Source organism: Leclercia sp. CFBP8987, assembly GCF_034044995.2.
Classification (GTDB): domain Bacteria; phylum Pseudomonadota; class Gammaproteobacteria; order Enterobacterales; family Enterobacteriaceae; genus Enterobacter; species Enterobacter tamurae.
Genome location: NZ_CM188255.1, coordinates 114,058 through 129,879, shown reverse-complemented (window position 1 = coordinate 129,879; position 15,822 = coordinate 114,058). Strand labels below are relative to the sequence as shown.

Annotated in this window: 16 protein-coding genes; 8 read left to right on the top strand and 8 right to left on the bottom strand. The window is 57.7% G+C overall.

The window, feature by feature from the left end; translation table 11 throughout:
• Nucleotides 1–120: 120 nt before the first annotated feature.
• Genes lldP through trmL form a run of 4 tightly spaced genes read left to right on the top strand, consistent with a single transcriptional unit; the run spans nt 121 to nt 4,240 of the window.
• A complete protein-coding gene (gene lldP, locus SOM40_RS00650) occupies nt 121–1,776 on the top strand; it encodes an L-lactate permease (protein WP_166181166.1) in 1,656 nt (551 codons plus the stop codon).
• Nucleotides 1,773–2,546 carry a transcriptional regulator LldR gene (gene lldR / locus SOM40_RS00645; protein ID WP_106995465.1) on the top strand — a complete coding sequence of 258 codons (774 nt, stop codon included), beginning with the start codon at nt 1,773–1,775 and terminating at the stop codon, nt 2,544–2,546. Before lldP ends, lldR begins: the two co-directional genes overlap by 4 nt.
• Nucleotides 2,543–3,730: an FMN-dependent L-lactate dehydrogenase LldD gene (lldD, locus tag SOM40_RS00640; RefSeq protein ID WP_166181162.1), complete on the top strand. Its 1,188-nt coding sequence runs from the start codon at nt 2,543–2,545 to the stop codon at nt 3,728–3,730. The genes lldR and lldD overlap by 4 nt, the downstream gene beginning before the upstream one ends.
• Nucleotides 3,731–3,769: 39 nt before the next feature.
• Nucleotides 3,770–4,240: a tRNA (uridine(34)/cytosine(34)/5-carboxymethylaminomethyluridine(34)-2'-O)-methyltransferase TrmL gene (gene trmL, locus SOM40_RS00635; RefSeq protein ID WP_106995463.1), complete on the top strand. Its 471-nt coding sequence runs from the start codon at nt 3,770–3,772 to the stop codon at nt 4,238–4,240.
• Between the two features lie 38 nt (nt 4,241–4,278).
• On the opposite strand, the gene cysE is transcribed toward trmL, so the two are convergent.
• The 5 genes from cysE to SOM40_RS00610 all read right to left on the bottom strand — a co-directional run bounded on the left by cysE (nt 4,279) and on the right by SOM40_RS00610 (nt 7,393).
• Nucleotides 4,279–5,097 (bottom strand): serine O-acetyltransferase, encoded by an 819-nt coding sequence (gene cysE / locus SOM40_RS00630; protein ID WP_106995462.1) that lies wholly within the window; start codon nt 5,095–5,097, stop codon nt 4,279–4,281.
• A 79-nt stretch (nt 5,098–5,176) separates the two neighbouring features.
• Nucleotides 5,177–6,196: an NAD(P)H-dependent glycerol-3-phosphate dehydrogenase gene (gene gpsA, locus SOM40_RS00625; RefSeq protein WP_320530851.1), complete on the bottom strand. Its 1,020-nt coding sequence runs from the start codon at nt 6,194–6,196 to the stop codon at nt 5,177–5,179.
• Nucleotides 6,196–6,663 (bottom strand): protein-export chaperone SecB, encoded by a 468-nt coding sequence (gene secB / locus SOM40_RS00620; RefSeq protein WP_106995460.1) that lies wholly within the window; start codon nt 6,661–6,663, stop codon nt 6,196–6,198. Before secB ends, gpsA begins: the two co-directional genes overlap by 1 nt.
• 32 nt (nt 6,664–6,695) lie before the next feature.
• Nucleotides 6,696–6,947, bottom strand: coding sequence for a glutaredoxin 3 (grxC, locus tag SOM40_RS00615; protein WP_032615744.1), 252 nt, complete (start codon nt 6,945–6,947; stop codon nt 6,696–6,698).
• Between the two features lie 14 nt (nt 6,948–6,961).
• A complete protein-coding gene (locus tag SOM40_RS00610) occupies nt 6,962–7,393 on the bottom strand; it encodes a rhodanese-like domain-containing protein (RefSeq protein ID WP_106995459.1) in 432 nt (143 codons plus the stop codon).
• Between the two features lie 248 nt (nt 7,394–7,641).
• Between SOM40_RS00610 and gpmM the strand changes: the two genes are divergently transcribed.
• Genes gpmM through SOM40_RS00595 form a run of 3 tightly spaced genes read left to right on the top strand, consistent with a single transcriptional unit; the run spans nt 7,642 to nt 11,430 of the window.
• Nucleotides 7,642–9,189, top strand: coding sequence for a 2,3-bisphosphoglycerate-independent phosphoglycerate mutase (gene gpmM, locus SOM40_RS00605; RefSeq protein ID WP_320530850.1), 1,548 nt, complete (start codon nt 7,642–7,644; stop codon nt 9,187–9,189).
• Between the two features lie 33 nt (nt 9,190–9,222).
• Nucleotides 9,223–10,482, top strand: a complete 1,260-nt coding sequence (gene envC, locus SOM40_RS00600; RefSeq protein WP_255639587.1) for a murein hydrolase activator EnvC — start codon at nt 9,223–9,225, stop codon at nt 10,480–10,482.
• A 3-nt stretch (nt 10,483–10,485) separates the two neighbouring features.
• Entirely contained in the window at nt 10,486–11,430 is a 945-nt protein-coding gene (locus SOM40_RS00595) for a divergent polysaccharide deacetylase family protein (RefSeq protein ID WP_106995456.1), read from the top strand.
• Nucleotides 11,431–11,439: 9 nt separating this feature from the next.
• Here the strand turns inward: SOM40_RS00595 and SOM40_RS00590 are convergent, their stop codons facing one another.
• The 3 genes from SOM40_RS00590 to kbl all read right to left on the bottom strand — a co-directional run bounded on the left by SOM40_RS00590 (nt 11,440) and on the right by kbl (nt 14,612).
• Entirely contained in the window at nt 11,440–12,240 is an 801-nt protein-coding gene (locus tag SOM40_RS00590) for a glycosyltransferase family 2 protein (RefSeq protein WP_320530849.1), read from the bottom strand.
• A 140-nt stretch (nt 12,241–12,380) separates the two neighbouring features.
• Nucleotides 12,381–13,406: an L-threonine 3-dehydrogenase gene (gene tdh / locus SOM40_RS00585; protein ID WP_106995454.1), complete on the bottom strand. Its 1,026-nt coding sequence runs from the start codon at nt 13,404–13,406 to the stop codon at nt 12,381–12,383.
• Between the two features lie 9 nt (nt 13,407–13,415).
• Nucleotides 13,416–14,612 (bottom strand): glycine C-acetyltransferase, encoded by a 1,197-nt coding sequence (gene kbl / locus SOM40_RS00580; RefSeq protein WP_106995453.1) that lies wholly within the window; start codon nt 14,610–14,612, stop codon nt 13,416–13,418.
• Between the two features lie 215 nt (nt 14,613–14,827).
• On the opposite strand from kbl, the gene rfaD reads away from it, so the two are divergent.
• On the top strand, nt 14,828–15,808 hold the full coding sequence (gene rfaD, locus SOM40_RS00575) for an ADP-glyceromanno-heptose 6-epimerase (RefSeq protein WP_320530848.1): 981 nt from the start codon (nt 14,828–14,830) through the stop codon (nt 15,806–15,808).
• The last annotated feature ends 14 nt before the right edge of the window (nt 15,809–15,822 follow it).

Below are 15,822 nucleotides of genomic sequence, written 5' to 3'. Positions count from 1 at the left end.
CCATTTGTTGTCATTAACCCTACATCACACTATTGGCAGGACCACTTTTACACGCAATGTGACGCCGAGATGAGCACAGACTCACCGCGTTGCAGCAGTGTGGTCCTCGGGAGACCTGCAATGAGCCTCTGGCAACAAAATTACGATCCGGCGGGAAATATCTGGCTGTCGAGTCTGATCGCCTCGCTTCCTATCCTGTTCTTCTTCTTCGCGCTGATTAAACTCAAGCTGAAGGGCTATCTCGCCGCGACGTACACCGTCGCCATCGCCCTGCTGGTGGCCCTGTTCTTCTATAAAATGCCGGTGGATCGCGCCCTGGCCTCGGTGGTGTATGGCTTCTTCTATGGCCTGTGGCCGATTGCGTGGATCATCATCGCCGCGGTCTTTGTCTATAAAATCTCGGTAAAGACCGGGCAATTCGACATTATCCGCTCGTCGATTCTTTCGATTACGCCGGACCAGCGTCTGCAGATGCTGATCGTTGGCTTCTGTTTTGGTGCCTTCCTGGAAGGGGCGGCCGGATTCGGTGCGCCGGTGGCGATCACCGCCGCGCTGCTGGTGGGGCTGGGCTTTAACCCGCTGTATGCCGCTGGCCTGTGTCTGATCGTCAACACCGCGCCGGTGGCCTTTGGCGCGATGGGCATTCCGATTCTGGTGGCCGGGCAGGTGACCGGGCTGGACAGCTTCGAGATCGGCCAGATGGTGGGCCGCCAGCTGCCGTTCCTGACCATTATCGTGCTGTTCTGGATCATGGCGATTATGGACGGCTGGCGCGGCGTGAAGGAGACCTGGCCTGCGGTAGTGGTGGCGGGTGGCTCTTTTGCTATCGCCCAGTACCTGAGCTCCAACTTCCTCGGCCCGGAACTGCCGGACATTATCTCCTCCCTGGTCTCGCTGGTCTGTCTGACTCTGTTCCTGAAACGCTGGCAGCCGGTGCGTACCTTCCGCTTTGGCGATATGGGCGCGTCACAGGTCGATATGACCCTGGCCCGCACCCGCTACACGCCGGGACAAATTATCCGTGCCTGGTCGCCGTTCCTGTTCCTGACCGCCACGGTCACTCTGTGGAGTATCCCGCCGTTTAAAGCTCTGTTTGCCCCGAACGGCGCGCTGTACGACATGGTGGTGAATATCTCCGTGCCGTTCCTCGATAAAATGGTTGCCCGCATGCCGCCTGTGGTCCACGACGCCACGCCGTATGCTGCGGTGTACAAATTCGACTGGTTCTCTGCCACCGGCACGGCCATCCTGTTTGCCGCTATCCTTTCTATTGTGTGGCTGCGGATGAAACCCGCGGCGGCGGTACAGACCTTTGCCAGTACGCTGAAAGAGCTGGCGCTGCCGATTTACTCCATCGGGATGGTGCTGGCCTTCGCCTTTATCTCTAACTACTCCGGGCTGTCATCGACGCTGGCCCTGGCGCTGGCGCATACCGGCTCCGCGTTTACCTTCTTCTCGCCGTTCCTTGGCTGGCTGGGGGTATTCCTGACCGGGTCGGATACCTCATCGAACGCCCTGTTCGCCGCCCTGCAGGCGACCGCCGCCCAGCAGATTGGCGTCTCGGACGTGCTGCTGGTCGCCGCTAACACCACCGGTGGCGTGACCGGGAAGATGATCTCCCCGCAGTCCATCGCCATTGCCTGTGCGGCGGTTGGCCTGGTAGGCAAAGAGTCGGATCTGTTCCGCTTTACCGTGAAGCACAGCCTGATATTCACCTGCATGGTGGGGGTGATCACCACTCTGCAGGCTTACGTCTTAACCTGGATGATCCCATGATAGTGATGCCCAGACGCCTGTCCGACGAGATCGCCTCTCGCGTGCGGGCGCTGATTGAAGAACAGCAGCTGGAGGCGGGCATGAAGTTGCCCGCCGAGCGCCAGCTTGCCGCCCAGCTTGGCGTGTCGCGCAACTCGCTGCGCGAAGCCTTAGCGACCCTGGTCAGCGACGGGGTTTTGCTGAGCCGTCGCGGCGGCGGGACCTTTGTGCGCTGGCAGCAGGAGGCGTGGTCAGAACAGGCGATCGTCCAGCCGCTGAAAACCTTAATGGCCAACGACCCGGACTACAGCTTCGATATTCTCGAAGCCCGCCACGCCATCGAAGCCAGCACCGCCTGGCATGCGGCCATGCGGGCGACAGAAGCCGACAAAGAGAAGCTCAAAGCCTGCTTCGAGGCAACACAAAGCAGCGATCCGGATATCGCCTCGCAGGCGGATGTGCGCTTTCATCTGGCGATTGCCGAAGCCTCGCACAACGTTGTTCTGCTCCAGACCATGCGCGGCTTCTTCGATCTGCTGCAATCCTCCGTCAAGCAGAGCCGCCAGCGTATGTATCTGGTGCCGCCGGTCTTTGCGCAGCTAACCGAGCAGCACGAGGCGGTGCTGAACGCCATTCTTACCGGGGATGCCGAAGCGGCCCGTCAGGCGATGATGGCGCATCTGGGCTTCGTGCATACCACCATCAAACAATTCGATGAAGATCAGGCCCGACAGGCGCGTATTACCCGTCTGCCTGGCGACAACGCTATTTCCAGGGAGAACAAAGCATGATCATTTCCGCAGCCAGTGACTATCGCGCCGCCGCGCAGCGCATCCTGCCCCCGTTCCTGTTTCACTACATTGACGGCGGGGCTTACTCGGAATACACCCTGCGCCGCAATGTGGAAGATCTGTCCCAGGTGGCCCTGCGCCAGCGCGTCCTGAAAAATATGTCCGACCTGAGCCTTGAGACGAAGCTGTTCAACGAAACGCTCTCCATGCCGGTAGCCCTCGCCCCCGTCGGACTGTGCGGCATGTACGCCCGTCGCGGTGAAGTGCAGGCCGCCGCGGCCGCCGATGCCAAAGGCATCCCCTTTACCCTCTCCACCGTCTCGGTCTGCCCGATTGAAGAGGTCGCCCCGACCATCAAGCGTCCGATGTGGTTCCAGCTGTACGTCCTGCGCGATCGCGGCTTTATGCGTAATGCCCTGGAGCGCGCCAAAGCAGCGGGATGCTCCACGCTGGTGTTTACCGTCGATATGCCGACCCCCGGCGCACGCTATCGCGATGCCCATTCCGGGATGAGCGGCGCGAACGCGGCGATGCGCCGTTACTGGCAGGCAGTGACCCATCCACAGTGGGCGTGGGATGTCGGGCTCAACGGCCGCCCGCACGATCTGGGGAATATCTCTGCCTATCTGGGTAAACCTACCGGGCTGGAAGATTACATTGGCTGGCTGGCGAATAACTTCGATCCGTCAATCTCGTGGAAAGACCTGGAGTGGATCCGTGAGTTCTGGGATGGCCCGATGGTGATCAAGGGGATCCTCGATCCGGAAGATGCTCGCGACGCGGTGCGCTTTGGTGCCGACGGCATCGTGGTGTCAAACCACGGCGGCCGCCAGCTGGACGGAGTGCTCTCCTCAGCCCGCGCCCTGCCCGCCATTGCCGATGCGGTTAAGGGCGATATCGCGATTCTGGCGGACTCCGGGATCCGCAACGGTCTGGACGTGGTGCGCATGATTGCCCTCGGCGCCGATACCGTCCTGCTGGGCCGGGCTTATCTCTATGCGCTGGCGACCCATGGTCAGGCGGGTGTGGCGAATCTGCTTAATCTGATCGAGAAAGAGATGAAGGTGGCGATGACGCTTACCGGGGCGAAATCCATCCCTGAGATCAGCAAGGAGATGCTGGTGCAGGAGCTGAGCAAGATCCCTGCCGGGCTGGCACCGCTGGCACAGGGGGACGCGGCGTAGTGAAAATGCTATTCTGCCCCCGCAAATTAAGGGGGCAGCATGCTTAACATCGTCTTATTCGAACCAGAAATTCCACCCAATACCGGCAATATCATCCGCCTGTGCGCCAATACCGGGTTCCGTCTGCATATTATTGAGCCGATGGGCTTTACCTGGGATGACAAGCGCCTGCGCCGCGCCGGGCTGGATTATCATGAATTTACCGCCGTGGTCCGCCATCAGGACCTGGGCGCATTTATGGACACGGAAAAGCCGGAGCGGATTTTTGCCCTGACGACTAAAGGTACGCCTGCGCACAGCGCGGTGAGCTATCAGGAAGGCGACTATCTGCTGTTTGGCCCGGAAACGCGCGGCCTGCCAGCCACCATTCTCGATGCCCTGCCTGCTGAACAAAAAATCCGTATTCCGATGATGCCGGACAGCCGCAGCATGAACCTGTCAAATGCGGTGTCGGTGGTGGTGTATGAAGCCTGGCGCCAGCTGGGGTATGCCGGCGCGATATTACGGTAGAGCCAGGCCCGGTAAGCGTAGCGCCACCGGGCGTTTACTTAAATGCCGTCGCCATACTCAAAGGTATGGTGGCCGTTGAAGAACTGATCCATATCCATCGCCGGTTTATCGCTGTCCGGCCTGCCGACAATACGCGCCGGAACGCCTGCGGCGGTGGTATGCGGCGGTACAGGCTGCAACACCACTGAACCGGCGCCAATTTTCGCCCCGCGCCCGACTTCGATATTGCCCAGAATCTTCGCGCCCGCGCCAATCATCACCCCTTCACGGATTTTCGGGTGGCGATCGCCGCTGGTTTTGCCGGTCCCGCCCAGGGTCACCGACTGCAGGATCGAGACGTCGTTTTCAATCACCGCCGTTTCACCCACCACAATCCCGGTGGCGTGGTCGAGCATGATCCCGCGACCAATCTTCGCCGCCGGGTGGATATCCACCTGGAAGCTCACCGAGACCTGATTTTGCAGGAAGATCGCCAGCGCGCGGCGGCCTTCGTTCCACAGCCAGTGGCCGATACGGTAGGACTGCAAAGCGTGGAAACCTTTCAGATAGAGCAGCGGCGTGGAATATTTGTCCACCGCCGGGTCACGATTGCGTACCGCCTGGATATCATACGCGGCGGAGGCGATCATCTCCGGGTCGGCCGCATAGGCCTCTTCCACCACTTCACGAATGGCGATGGCTGGCATGATCGGGGAAGCCAGTTTGTTGGCGAGCATATAGCTCAGGGCGCTGCCGAGGTTTTCGTGCTTGAGTAGCGTCGCGTGGTAGAAACTGGCGAGCATCGGCTCACAGTCGGCCAGAGCCCGGGCTTCGGCTTTAATATTGTTCCAGACGATATCCAGTTCTTCACACGGCATTGCTTACTCCAGACGTAATGATAATGACCGGCCAGTTCTTTGCCGGCCGGGTCATTCAGGTGATAACGCTTTCCTGCAGTTAATTGCTGCTACGCTCGTCCTTGCGTGCACGACCTAATAAGGTCAATGCTGCCTCGCGCGCATTTTTTCCGCAATACAATACCTGATAAATTTCCTCGGTTATTGGCATTTCGACACCAAAGCGGTGTGCCAACTCGCGGACTTCCTTGGTATTGCGGTAGCCTTCCACCACCTGGCCGATCTTCTCCTGCGCGCCGATAACATCCATGCCCTGTCCGAGCATCATGCCAAAACGACGGTTACGCGACTGGTTGTCGGTACAGGTCAGCACCAGATCGCCTAACCCTGCCATCCCCATAAAGGTGGACGGATCGGCACCCAGCGCCGCGCCCAGACGGGACATTTCGGTCAGCCCACGGGTAATTAAAGCCGTACGCGCGTTCGCGCCAAAGCCGATACCGTCAGACATCCCCGCACCGATCGCGATAACGTTCTTCACCGCACCGCCCAGCTGAACGCCGATAAAATCGGGGTTGCTGTAGACACGGAAGCTTTTACCGCAGTGCAGCAACTGCTGCAGATCGTCAGCAAAGGTCTCGTCGGTCGAGGCCAGTGAAATGGCCGTCGGCAGCCCTGCCGCCAGCTCTTTCGCAAAGGTCGGGCCGGAGATCACCGCCAGCGGAATGGCATCACCCAGCGCTTCGCGGGCGACATCCTGCAGCAGGCGGCCGGTCTCGGCTTCCAGCCCTTTGGTGGCCCAGACCACGCGCGCATCGTCACGCATCAGCGGTTTAATCTGTCGCAGCACCTGGCCAAACACGTGGCTCGGCACAACGATCAGAATATTACGGCTGGCGGCCAGCGCGGTTGCCAGGTCGCTTTCAAGATGCAGTGAGTCAGGAAAAGGCACATCAGGGAGGAACGCAACGTTGCAGCGATCGGCTTCTAACGTCGCGATATGTTCAGGATTGTGGCCCCAGAGAACCACTTCGTGACCATTTCTTGCCAGCGTGATAGCAAGAGCGGTGCCGTAAGAGCCGGCACCGATCACAGTCATTGACGCATTGACAGTACTCATCAGGCATCCTGATGTTGTTCAGTACCTTCGCCAGCTTGCTGCTGCAGATAGTTCATGAACAGCGCATCGAAGTTCACCGGCGCAAGGTTCAGTTGCGGGAACGTACCACGGGAAACCAAACTGGTGATGCATTCGCGGGCATACGGGAACAGGATGTTCGGGCAGTATGCACCCAGGCAATGCGCCATCTGATTACCTTCGATGCCGCCAATGGAGAAGATGCCGCCCTGCTGTACTTCGCACAGGAATGCAGTCTCTTCGCCCAGAGAGGCGGTTACGGTAACACGCAGCACGACTTCATACACATCATCCGCCAGTTGGGTGGATGCGGTATCCAGATCAAGTTTAACCTCTGGCTGCCAGTCTTTCTGGAAAACATGCGGCGCATTTGGTGCTTCGTAGGAGACGTCTTTGGTGTAAATGCGCTGGATCTGGAAAGTCATCTCGGTGTTGTTTTGTTCTGACATGGAAATACCCTTTTTAATTGTCCTAAAACGCCTTAGCGCAGCAGGGGATCGAGTCCACCGCGCGCGTCAAGCGCATACAAGTCATCACAGCCGCCAATGTGCTGCGCATCGATAAAAATCTGCGGAACCGTCGTACGGCCACTACGTTTAATCATCTCTTCGCGCTTCGCAGCATCGCCATCAATAGGCAGTTCCTGGAAGGCTACGCCTTTGCTGTCCAGCAGCGCTTTCGCACGATGGCAGAACGGGCAGGTCGCTTTGGTATAGATTTCGATATTGGCCATGTTCAGTCTCCTGTTTACTTACCGCGAACCAGAGGCAGATTCTCACCGCTCCAGCCAGAGATGCCGTCTTTCAGGACAGTGACGTTTGCAAAGCCTGCTTTGACGAGGGTATTTGCCGGCTCCTGAGCCTGCATCCCGGTGCCGTCGACGACAATAATGGGTTTGTCTTTATGCTTTTCCAGTTCGCCAAGGTTATTGGCTTTGATTTCGGCTGGCAGCAGGTTAATCGCGCCTGCAATGTGGCCTTTGCGGAAATCGTCACGCTGACGCAGATCGACAACCACTGCCTCTTCTTTATTGATAAGACGCGTGGCTTCGCCGCGGGTGATCACCTTCACTTTAGAGGTGAGGCCTTTGAACGTGGTGAAAAGTACTGCTGCCAGTAGACCAATCCACGCGATACAAAGTATGGGGTGGCGGCTGACAAATTGCATAATTTCTTGCATGGGGGGTAACGACTCCCGACTGAGTGAATAAAAAACCAGGACAGGAGTATACCTGTGCGTTGTGGCAAATACAGCCAGCGACAATAAGCTAATCCATTTTCTGCGTGCTGCCACGAAAAAAAAGACCGAAATTCCCCTATCCTTACCCTTACCTCCGTGGTTTCTTTGATCTTCTGCGGCTATTTGATCGATTCAGCTGTAGTAAAATTACGCAAATTTTTTGTCTTTTGAGCAAAGAGGTTGTCGCAATGTCGGTTTCTAAAAAACCTATGGTACTGATGATTCTGGATGGCTACGGTTATCGCGAAGATCAGCAGGATAACGCCATTTTCAATGCTAAAACCCCGGTCATGGATGCACTGTGGGCCCAACGTCCTCACACGCTGATTGATGCGTCCGGTCTGGAAGTGGGTCTGCCCGATCGCCAGATGGGTAACTCCGAAGTTGGACATGTCAACCTGGGCGCTGGGCGCATTGTTTATCAGGACCTGACCCGTCTGGATGTTGAAATTAAAGAACGCACCTTCTTTGCAAACCCGGTGCTGACCGGCGCGGTTGAGAAAGCTGCCGCCGCAGGCAAAGCGGTACACATTATGGGTCTGCTCTCCGCCGGTGGCGTTCACAGCCATGAAGATCACATCATGGCGATGGTCGAGCTGGCCGCAGAAAAGGGCGCAGACAAAATCTATCTGCACGCCTTCCTTGATGGTCGCGATACCCCACCGCGCAGCGCTGAATCCTCCCTGAAAGCCTTTGAAGACAAGTTTGCCGCTCTCGGCAAAGGCCGTGTGGCGTCCATCATTGGCCGCTACTACGCCATGGACCGCGACAACCGCTGGGATCGCGTCGAGCAGGCCTACAATCTGCTGGTTGACGCCAAAGGCGAGTTCCAGGCAAATACCGCCGTTGCTGCGCTGGAAGCCGCTTACGCCCGTGATGAAAACGACGAATTCGTGAAAGCGACCGTGATCCGTGCCGAAGGCCAGGCCGATGCCGCGATGGAAGACGGCGACGCGCTGATCTTCATGAACTTCCGCGCTGACCGCGCCCGCGAAATCACCCGCGCCTTCGTCAATGCTGACTTCGACGGCTTCGCACGTAAAAAAGAGGTCAAGCTGGGCGATTTCGTGATGCTGACCGAATATGCCGCCGACATTAAAGCGCCGTGCGCCTATCCGCCGTCATCGCTGGCCAATACCTTCGGCGAGTGGATGGCGAAGCACGACAAAACCCAGCTGCGCATCTCCGAAACCGAGAAATACGCCCACGTCACCTTCTTCTTTAACGGCGGTGTGGAAGAGTCGTTTAAAGGCGAAGACCGCATTCTGATCAACTCCCCGAAAGTGGCGACCTACGATCTGCAGCCAGAGATGAGCTCTGCCGAGCTGACCGAAAAGCTGATCGCCGCCATCGAAAGCGACAAATACGACACCATCATCTGTAACTACCCGAACGGCGACATGGTTGGCCATACCGGGGTGATGGAAGCGGCGATCAAAGCCATTGAAGCGCTGGATGAATGTATTGCGCAGGTCACCAAAGCAGTGGAAGCCGTTGGCGGCCAGATGCTGATCACCGCTGACCACGGCAATGCCGAGCAGATGCGCGATCCGGCCACCGGTCAGGCGCACACCGCGCACACCAACCTGCCGGTCCCGATGATTTATGTCGGTGATAAATCAGTTAAAGCAGTGGATGGCGGTAAGCTTTCAGACGTTGCCCCGACCATGCTGACCCTGATGGGTATGGAAATCCCGAAAGAGATGACTGGCAAGCCGCTGTTCATCGTGGAATAATCCTTCCCCATGAGGGGAAAGGCGATTGTTTCAATCACATGGGTCGTGAAGCCGTTACGGTTATCAGTCAGGCCTTTACTTTACGCCAGCGTGCTCAGCGCTGGCGTATTGTTGTGCGCGGCATCCGCCCAGGCGGACGAGCGCGATCAGCTCAAAACCATTCAGGCGGATATCGCCGCTAAAGAACGGGCGGTACGCCAGCAACAGCAGCAACGTTCTTCCCTGCTTGCGCAACTCAAAAAGCAGGAAGAGGCGATCTCCGCGGCGGCACGCCAGCTGCGCGAAACCCAGAACACCCTCACCCAGCTGAATAAGCAGATAGACGAGATGAATGCGTCTATCGCCAAACTTGAGCGCCAGCGTGCGGCTCAGGAGCGCAATCTTGCCGCACAGTTAGATGCTGCCTTCCGCCAGGGTGAACACACCGGCGTCCAGCTGATCCTCAGCGGCGAAGAGAGCCAGCGCGGCCAGCGTCTGCAGGCCTATTTTGGCTACCTTAACCAGTCCCGCCAGGAGACCATCGCCCAGTTGAAGCAGACGCGGGAAGAGGTCACCACGCAAAAAGCGGAGCTGGAAGAGAAGCAGAGCCAACAGCAAACCCTGCTTTACGATCAGCAGGCGCAGCAGGCCAAACTGGAGCAGGCGCGCAACGAGCGTAAGAAAACCCTTGCAGGCCTCGAATCCTCCATTCAGCAAGGCCAGAGCCAGCTGAGCGAAATGCGCGCCAACGAATCCCGCTTACGTAACAGCCTTGCCCGCGCAGAAGCAGCGGCGAAGGCCCGCGCCGAACGTGAAGCCCGTGAAGCACAGGCGGTACGCAATCGCCAGCAGGAAGCCTCCCGCAAAGGCACCACCTACAAGCCAACAGAAAACGAACGCTCGCTGATGTCGCGCACTGGCGGACTGGGCTCGCCGCGCGGCCAGGCGTACTGGCCGGTACGGGGCTCAATTCTGCATCGCTATGGCGAACAGCTGCAGGGTGAGCTACGTTGGAAGGGGATTGTTATCGGTGCATCGGAAGGTAGCGAAGTCAAAGCTATTGCCGATGGCCGGGTGATCCTTGCTGACTGGCTGCAGGGTTACGGCCTGGTGGTGGTGGTTGAGCACGGTAAAGGCGACATGAGTCTTTACGGCTACAACCAGAGCGCCCTCGTCAGCGTCGGCACTCAGGTACGCGCCGGTCAGGCTATCGCCCTCGTGGGCAGCAGTGGCGGTCAGGGCCGCCCGTCACTCTATTTCGAAATTCGTCGCCAGGGTCAGGCGGTCAATCCACAGCCGTGGTTGGGAAGATAAGTTTTGCTTCAATTTCGTCGTATGGTTCTCCCCCTCGTCAGCGCACTGGCGCTGGCGATGCCGGTTTACGCAGGTAAACTCGCTATCGTCATTGATGACTTCGGTTATCGTCCACACACAGAAAATCAGGTCCTGGCGATGCCATCCGCCATCTCCGTCGCCGTGCTGCCGAACGCGCCACACGCGCACGAAATGGCCACTAAAGCCCATAACAGCGGGCATGAAGTGTTGATCCATCTGCCGATGGCCCCGCTCAGCAAACAGCCGCTGGAAAAAGATACCCTCCGTCCGGAGATGAGCAGTGACGAGATCGAGCGCATCATCCGCGAGGCGTATGGCAAAGTGCCTTACGCCGTGGGGCTGAATAACCATATGGGCAGCGCCATGACCTCCAGCCTGTTTGGCATGCAGAAGGTGATGCAGTCCCTGGCGCGCTACAACCTCTACTTCCTCGACAGCATGACCATCGGCAACAGCCAGGCGATGCGCGCCGCGCAAGGCACCAGCGTGAAGGTGATTAAGCGTAAAGTGTTCCTCGATGACACACAAAACGAGGCCGATATCCGCGTCCAGTTTAACCGCGCCGTGCAGGTGGCCCGCCGCTCAGGCTCGGCGATCGCCATTGGTCATCCTCATCCATCCACCGTTCGCGTGTTACAGCAGATGCTGCCCACACTGCCTGGGGATATCACCCTGGTGCCAGCGAGCAGCCTGCTCAACGAGCCACAGGTGGATACCTCTCACCCGGTGAGCCCGCCACCAACTGGCACCGCGCCTGGCACTAAACCGCGTAACCCGTTCCGCGGCGTAACGCTTTGTGCGCCGAAGCAGCCGCCAGAGCCGGTCTACGTGACCCGCTATTTCTCGGTGATTGGTGAGAGCATCAGCCAGAGTTCGCTGGTGAAGTATGTCCAGCTGCAGTGGCAGGGCTGGGGTAAAAAAAGCTGATACCGGCCCTTACTCAATGACGTGAGAGTCTGCGCGCTTTTTGCCCGCAGACTCCTTCTGTTCCTGGCGCTGATACCAGGCTTTGAAGTATTTCAGGAAGCTGTAAAAAGTGGCGTAGAGACCGGTCACCACCCCCACTCTCCCCTGGCGCCACGCGCCGCTGAACAGATACCACTTGAAGAACGCGCCGATGGCGCTAATCACCCCGCGTGCAATCGAAGGGCGTACGGTCTGGTACTTCACCAGACGGCTGGTGTAACTGTTTAGCTTGTTGAAGACCTCATGCAGCGAATAGAAGGTGTCATGGCGCACCCGGCCCGGAATTTTAACCGACTGGATCGCCCCTTCCACTTTGTCATCCACCGGACGCTGATTAAACCGCGCCTGGGTACGGTTAAAGAGCCGTACCGGAAAATCGGGCGAGGAGACGGGATAGATCGTCCGCACCTCTTCCCCTAACACATGCCAGTAGCGGGCAATGCGCCATGCCTGCTGCGGATGAGGTTCGTCACCCGCTTTCAGGCGCAGGATAAAATCAACGGTTTCAGCATCGAGGATCTCATCGCTGTCCATGCAGAGCACCCAGTCATTGCTCGCCAGTTCGATGGCGTGGTTCATCTGTACGCCATGCATGGTATAGGGCTGATGATGGGGGGTGATGCCGTATTCCTGGCAAATCGCTAACGTAGCGTCGTGACTACCCGAGTCGAGGACAATGATATCATCGGCAACAACGATCAACGGAGGCAGGACTTCACGCAGCAGTCGTGCTGAGTTACAGGTCAATAAACAAACGGTGAGCTTGAACATAGGCGCTGTAAAGTTGAGTAAACCTGAACAGACTCTATAAGCGAAGGCTGAAAAAAGCGAAGAAAAGCGGATAACTATCCGGTTGTGGACCGAAAAACGTGAGGCCTGCGAAAAAAAAGCGCCCGCAGGCGCTTTTCATTTTAATCCCAGCTCAGGATCACTTTCCCGGACTGGCCTGAACGCATCGCGTCAAAGCCTTGCTGGAACTCATCGATGGAGAAGCGATGAGTAATGAGTGGCGACAGATCCAGACCAGACTGGATCAGGGCTGCCATCTTGTACCAGGTTTCGAACATCTCACGGCCATAAATGCCCTTGATGAACAGGCCCTTGAAGATCACTTTGTTCCAGTCGATGGACATATCAGACGGCGGAATACCCAGCATCGCGATACGGCCACCGTGGTTCATGGTGTCGAGCATAGTACGGAATGCCGGCGGCGCGCCGGACATCTCCAGACCGACGTCAAAGCCTTCGGTCATCCCCAGCTCTTCCATCACGTCAGCCAGGTTCTCTTTCGAGACATCCACCGCACGGGTGACGCCCATTTTGCGCGCCAGTGACAGACGATATTCGTTCACGTCGGTGATCACCACGTTGCGGGCACCCACGTGCTTCGCCACCGCAGCGGCCATGATGCCGATCGGGCCTGCGCCGGAGACCAGCACATCTTCGCCTACCAGGTCGAATGACAGCGCTGTGTGCACTGCGTTGCCGAACGGGTCGAAGATCGACGCCAGATCGTCGGAGATATTATCCGGGATTTTGAAGGCGTTAAATGCCGGGATCACCAGATATTCTGCAAAGCTGCCCGGACGGTTAACGCCCACGCCGACGGTGTTACGGCACAGGTGAGTGCGTCCGCCGCGGCAGTTACGGCAGTGACCGCAGGTGATATGGCCTTCGCCGGAGACGCGATCGCCAATTTTAAAACCTTTCACTTCCTGACCAATGCCAACCACTTCGCCGACATATTCGTGGCCGACAACCATCGGCACCGGAATGGTCTTCTGCGACCACTGGTCCCAGTTGTAGATGTGAACGTCCGTGCCGCAAATGGCGGTTTTACGAATTTTGATCAGCAGATCGTTATGACCGACTTCCGGCTCCGGAACGTCGGTCATCCAGATGCCTTCTTCCGCTTTCAGTTTGGATAATGCTTTCATTACGCGTCCTCAGGCAATTACGCCCAGCTGTTTGCCGATGCGGGTGAAGGCTTCAACCGCACGCTCAATTTGTTCAGGGGAATGCGCCGCCGACATCTGGGTGCGAATACGCGCCTGACCTTTTGGCACCACCGGGAAGAAGAATCCGGTGACGTAAATCCCCTCTTTCTGCAGCTCGCGGGCAAAGTTCTGCGCCACTACGGCATCGCCCAGCATCACCGGGATAATGGCGTGATCGGCACCGGCCAGGGTAAAGCCTGCGGCGGTCATTTTTTCGCGGAACAGACGGGCGTTTGACCACAGACGGTCGCGCAGATCGGCACCGGACTCCACCATCTCCAGCACCTTGATGGAGGCGGAAACAATGGCCGGGGCCAGGGAGTTGGAGAACAGATACGGACGGGAACGCTGACGCAGCCACTCCACCACCTCTTTGCGCGCCGCGGTGTAGCCGCCGGATGCGCCGCCGAGCGCTTTGCCCAGCGTGCCGGTGATGATGTCCACCCGGCCCATCACCTCACAGTATTCGTGGGAGCCACGACCGTTCTCGCCGACAAAGCCGACCGCGTGCGAGTCATCGACCATCACCAGCGCATCGTATTTGTCCGCCAGATCGCAGACGCCTTTCAGGTTGGCGATCACGCCGTCCATCGAGAACACGCCGTCGGTGGCGATCAGCACGTGACGCGCCCCAGCCTCGCGAGCCTCTTTCAGACGGGCCTCCAGCTCAACCATGTCGTTGTTGGCGTAGCGGAAACGCTTCGCTTTACACAGACGCACGCCGTCAATGATCGACGCATGATTCAGGGCATCGGAAATGATGGCATCTTCCGCACCGAGCAGGGTCTCAAACAGACCGCCGTTAGCGTCGAAGCAGGAGGAGTACAGAATCGCATCTTCCATGCCGAGGAACGCAGCCAGCTTGCTCTCCAGCGCTTTATGGCTGTCCTGGGTGCCGCAGATGAAGCGCACGGAGGCCATACCAAAACCGTGGGTGTCCATGCCTGCCTTCGCGGCAGCGATCAGCTCAGGGTGATTCGCCAGACCTAAATAGTTGTTGGCACAGAAGTTAATCACATGGCTGCCGTCGGCAACGGTGATATCTGCCTGCTGAGCAGAAGTAATGATCCGCTCTTCTTTGAACAACCCTTCCGCACGCGCGGTTTCCAGGTCACTGTTTAACTGTTTGTAAAAATCACCACGCATTGCAATTCTCCAGACTCGGCAAATTTCGGCACATATTACCCAAAGCTATACCCCGATACGAGATGACGCATTAACAGTTCTCGTTTTTGCAGCATAAATCACGTGTACCCCTGCGGGATGTCGGTGAATGGCTGATGGGGAGTCATACTAATGATATGATATGACTATTAGTGTCCGGGATTGTCCCCGGACTCCACACTTCAAAGGTTACAGCTATGATCATCGTTACCGGCGGCGCGGGCTTTATCGGCAGCAATATTATTAAGGCCCTCAATGACAAAGGCATCACCGACATCCTGGTGGTGGACAACCTGAAAGACGGCACCAAGTTCGTTAACCTGGTGGATCTGAACATTGCCGACTACATGGATAAAGAAGATTTCCTTATCCAGATTATGGCGGGTGAAGAGTTCGGTGAGATCGAGGCCATCTTCCATGAAGGTGCATGCTCCTCCACCACCGAGTGGGACGGCAAGTACATGATGGATAACAACTATCAGTACTCCAAAGAGGTGTTGCACTACTGCCTGGAGCGTGAAATTCCGTTCCTGTACGCCTCTTCCGCAGCGACCTACGGCGGGCGCACTTCAGACTTTATTGAATCCCGTGAATTTGAGCAGCCGCTGAACGTTTACGGCTACTCCAAGTTCCTGTTCGACGAATACGTGCGCCAGGTGCTGCCAGAAGCCAACTCGCAGATCGTTGGCTTCCGCTACTTCAACGTCTACGGACCGCGCGAAGGTCACAAAGGCAGCATGGCGAGCGTGGCCTTCCACCTCAATACCCAGCTGAACAACGGCGAAACCCCGAAACTGTTCGAAGGCAGCGATGGCTTCAAGCGTGACTTCGTCTACGTGGGTGACGTGGCAGCAGTGAACCTGTGGTTCTGGGAAAACGGCGTCTCCGGCATCTTCAACCTGGGTACCGGCCGCGCAGAGTCCTTCCAGGCGGTAGCCGATGCTGCGCTGGCGTATCATCAGAAAGGCAGCCTTGAGTACATCCCGTTCCCGGACAAGCTGAAAGGCCGCTACCAGGCATTTACCCAAGCGGATCTGACTAACCTGCGCGCCGCCGGCTATCACAAGCCGTTCAAGACCGTTGCCGAAGGCGTGACGGAGTATATGGCCTGGCTGAACCGCGACCGCGATATCAATTCACAAAATCATTCGAGCGGTATCAAGGCGGCAACTAAGTGAATCTCCGGGAGCTT

Excerpts from the sequence above, each read along its gene's own strand:
- SOM40_RS00610 (WP_106995459.1), bottom strand. The coding sequence starts at position 7,393 with ATGCAAGAAATTATGCAATTTGTCAGCCGCCACCCCATACTTTGTATC.
- tdh (WP_106995454.1), bottom strand. The coding sequence starts at position 13,406 with ATGAAAGCATTATCCAAACTGAAAGCGGAAGAAGGCATCTGGATGACC.
- rfaD (WP_320530848.1), top strand. The coding sequence starts at position 14,828 with ATGATCATCGTTACCGGCGGCGCGGGCTTTATCGGCAGCAATATTATT.
- lldP (WP_166181166.1), top strand. The coding sequence starts at position 121 with ATGAGCCTCTGGCAACAAAATTACGATCCGGCGGGAAATATCTGGCTG.
- gpsA (WP_320530851.1), bottom strand. The coding sequence starts at position 6,196 with ATGAGTACTGTCAATGCGTCAATGACTGTGATCGGTGCCGGCTCTTAC.
- kbl (WP_106995453.1), bottom strand. The coding sequence starts at position 14,612 with ATGCGTGGTGATTTTTACAAACAGTTAAACAGTGACCTGGAAACCGCG.
- lldR (WP_106995465.1), top strand. The coding sequence starts at position 1,773 with ATGATAGTGATGCCCAGACGCCTGTCCGACGAGATCGCCTCTCGCGTG.
- cysE (WP_106995462.1), bottom strand. The coding sequence starts at position 5,097 with ATGCCGTGTGAAGAACTGGATATCGTCTGGAACAATATTAAAGCCGAA.
- lldD (WP_166181162.1), top strand. The coding sequence starts at position 2,543 with ATGATCATTTCCGCAGCCAGTGACTATCGCGCCGCCGCGCAGCGCATC.
- gpmM (WP_320530850.1), top strand. The coding sequence starts at position 7,642 with ATGTCGGTTTCTAAAAAACCTATGGTACTGATGATTCTGGATGGCTAC.
- trmL (WP_106995463.1), top strand. The coding sequence starts at position 3,770 with ATGCTTAACATCGTCTTATTCGAACCAGAAATTCCACCCAATACCGGC.
- secB (WP_106995460.1), bottom strand. The coding sequence starts at position 6,663 with ATGTCAGAACAAAACAACACCGAGATGACTTTCCAGATCCAGCGCATT.
- grxC (WP_032615744.1), bottom strand. The coding sequence starts at position 6,947 with ATGGCCAATATCGAAATCTATACCAAAGCGACCTGCCCGTTCTGCCAT.
- SOM40_RS00590 (WP_320530849.1), bottom strand. The coding sequence starts at position 12,240 with ATGTTCAAGCTCACCGTTTGTTTATTGACCTGTAACTCAGCACGACTG.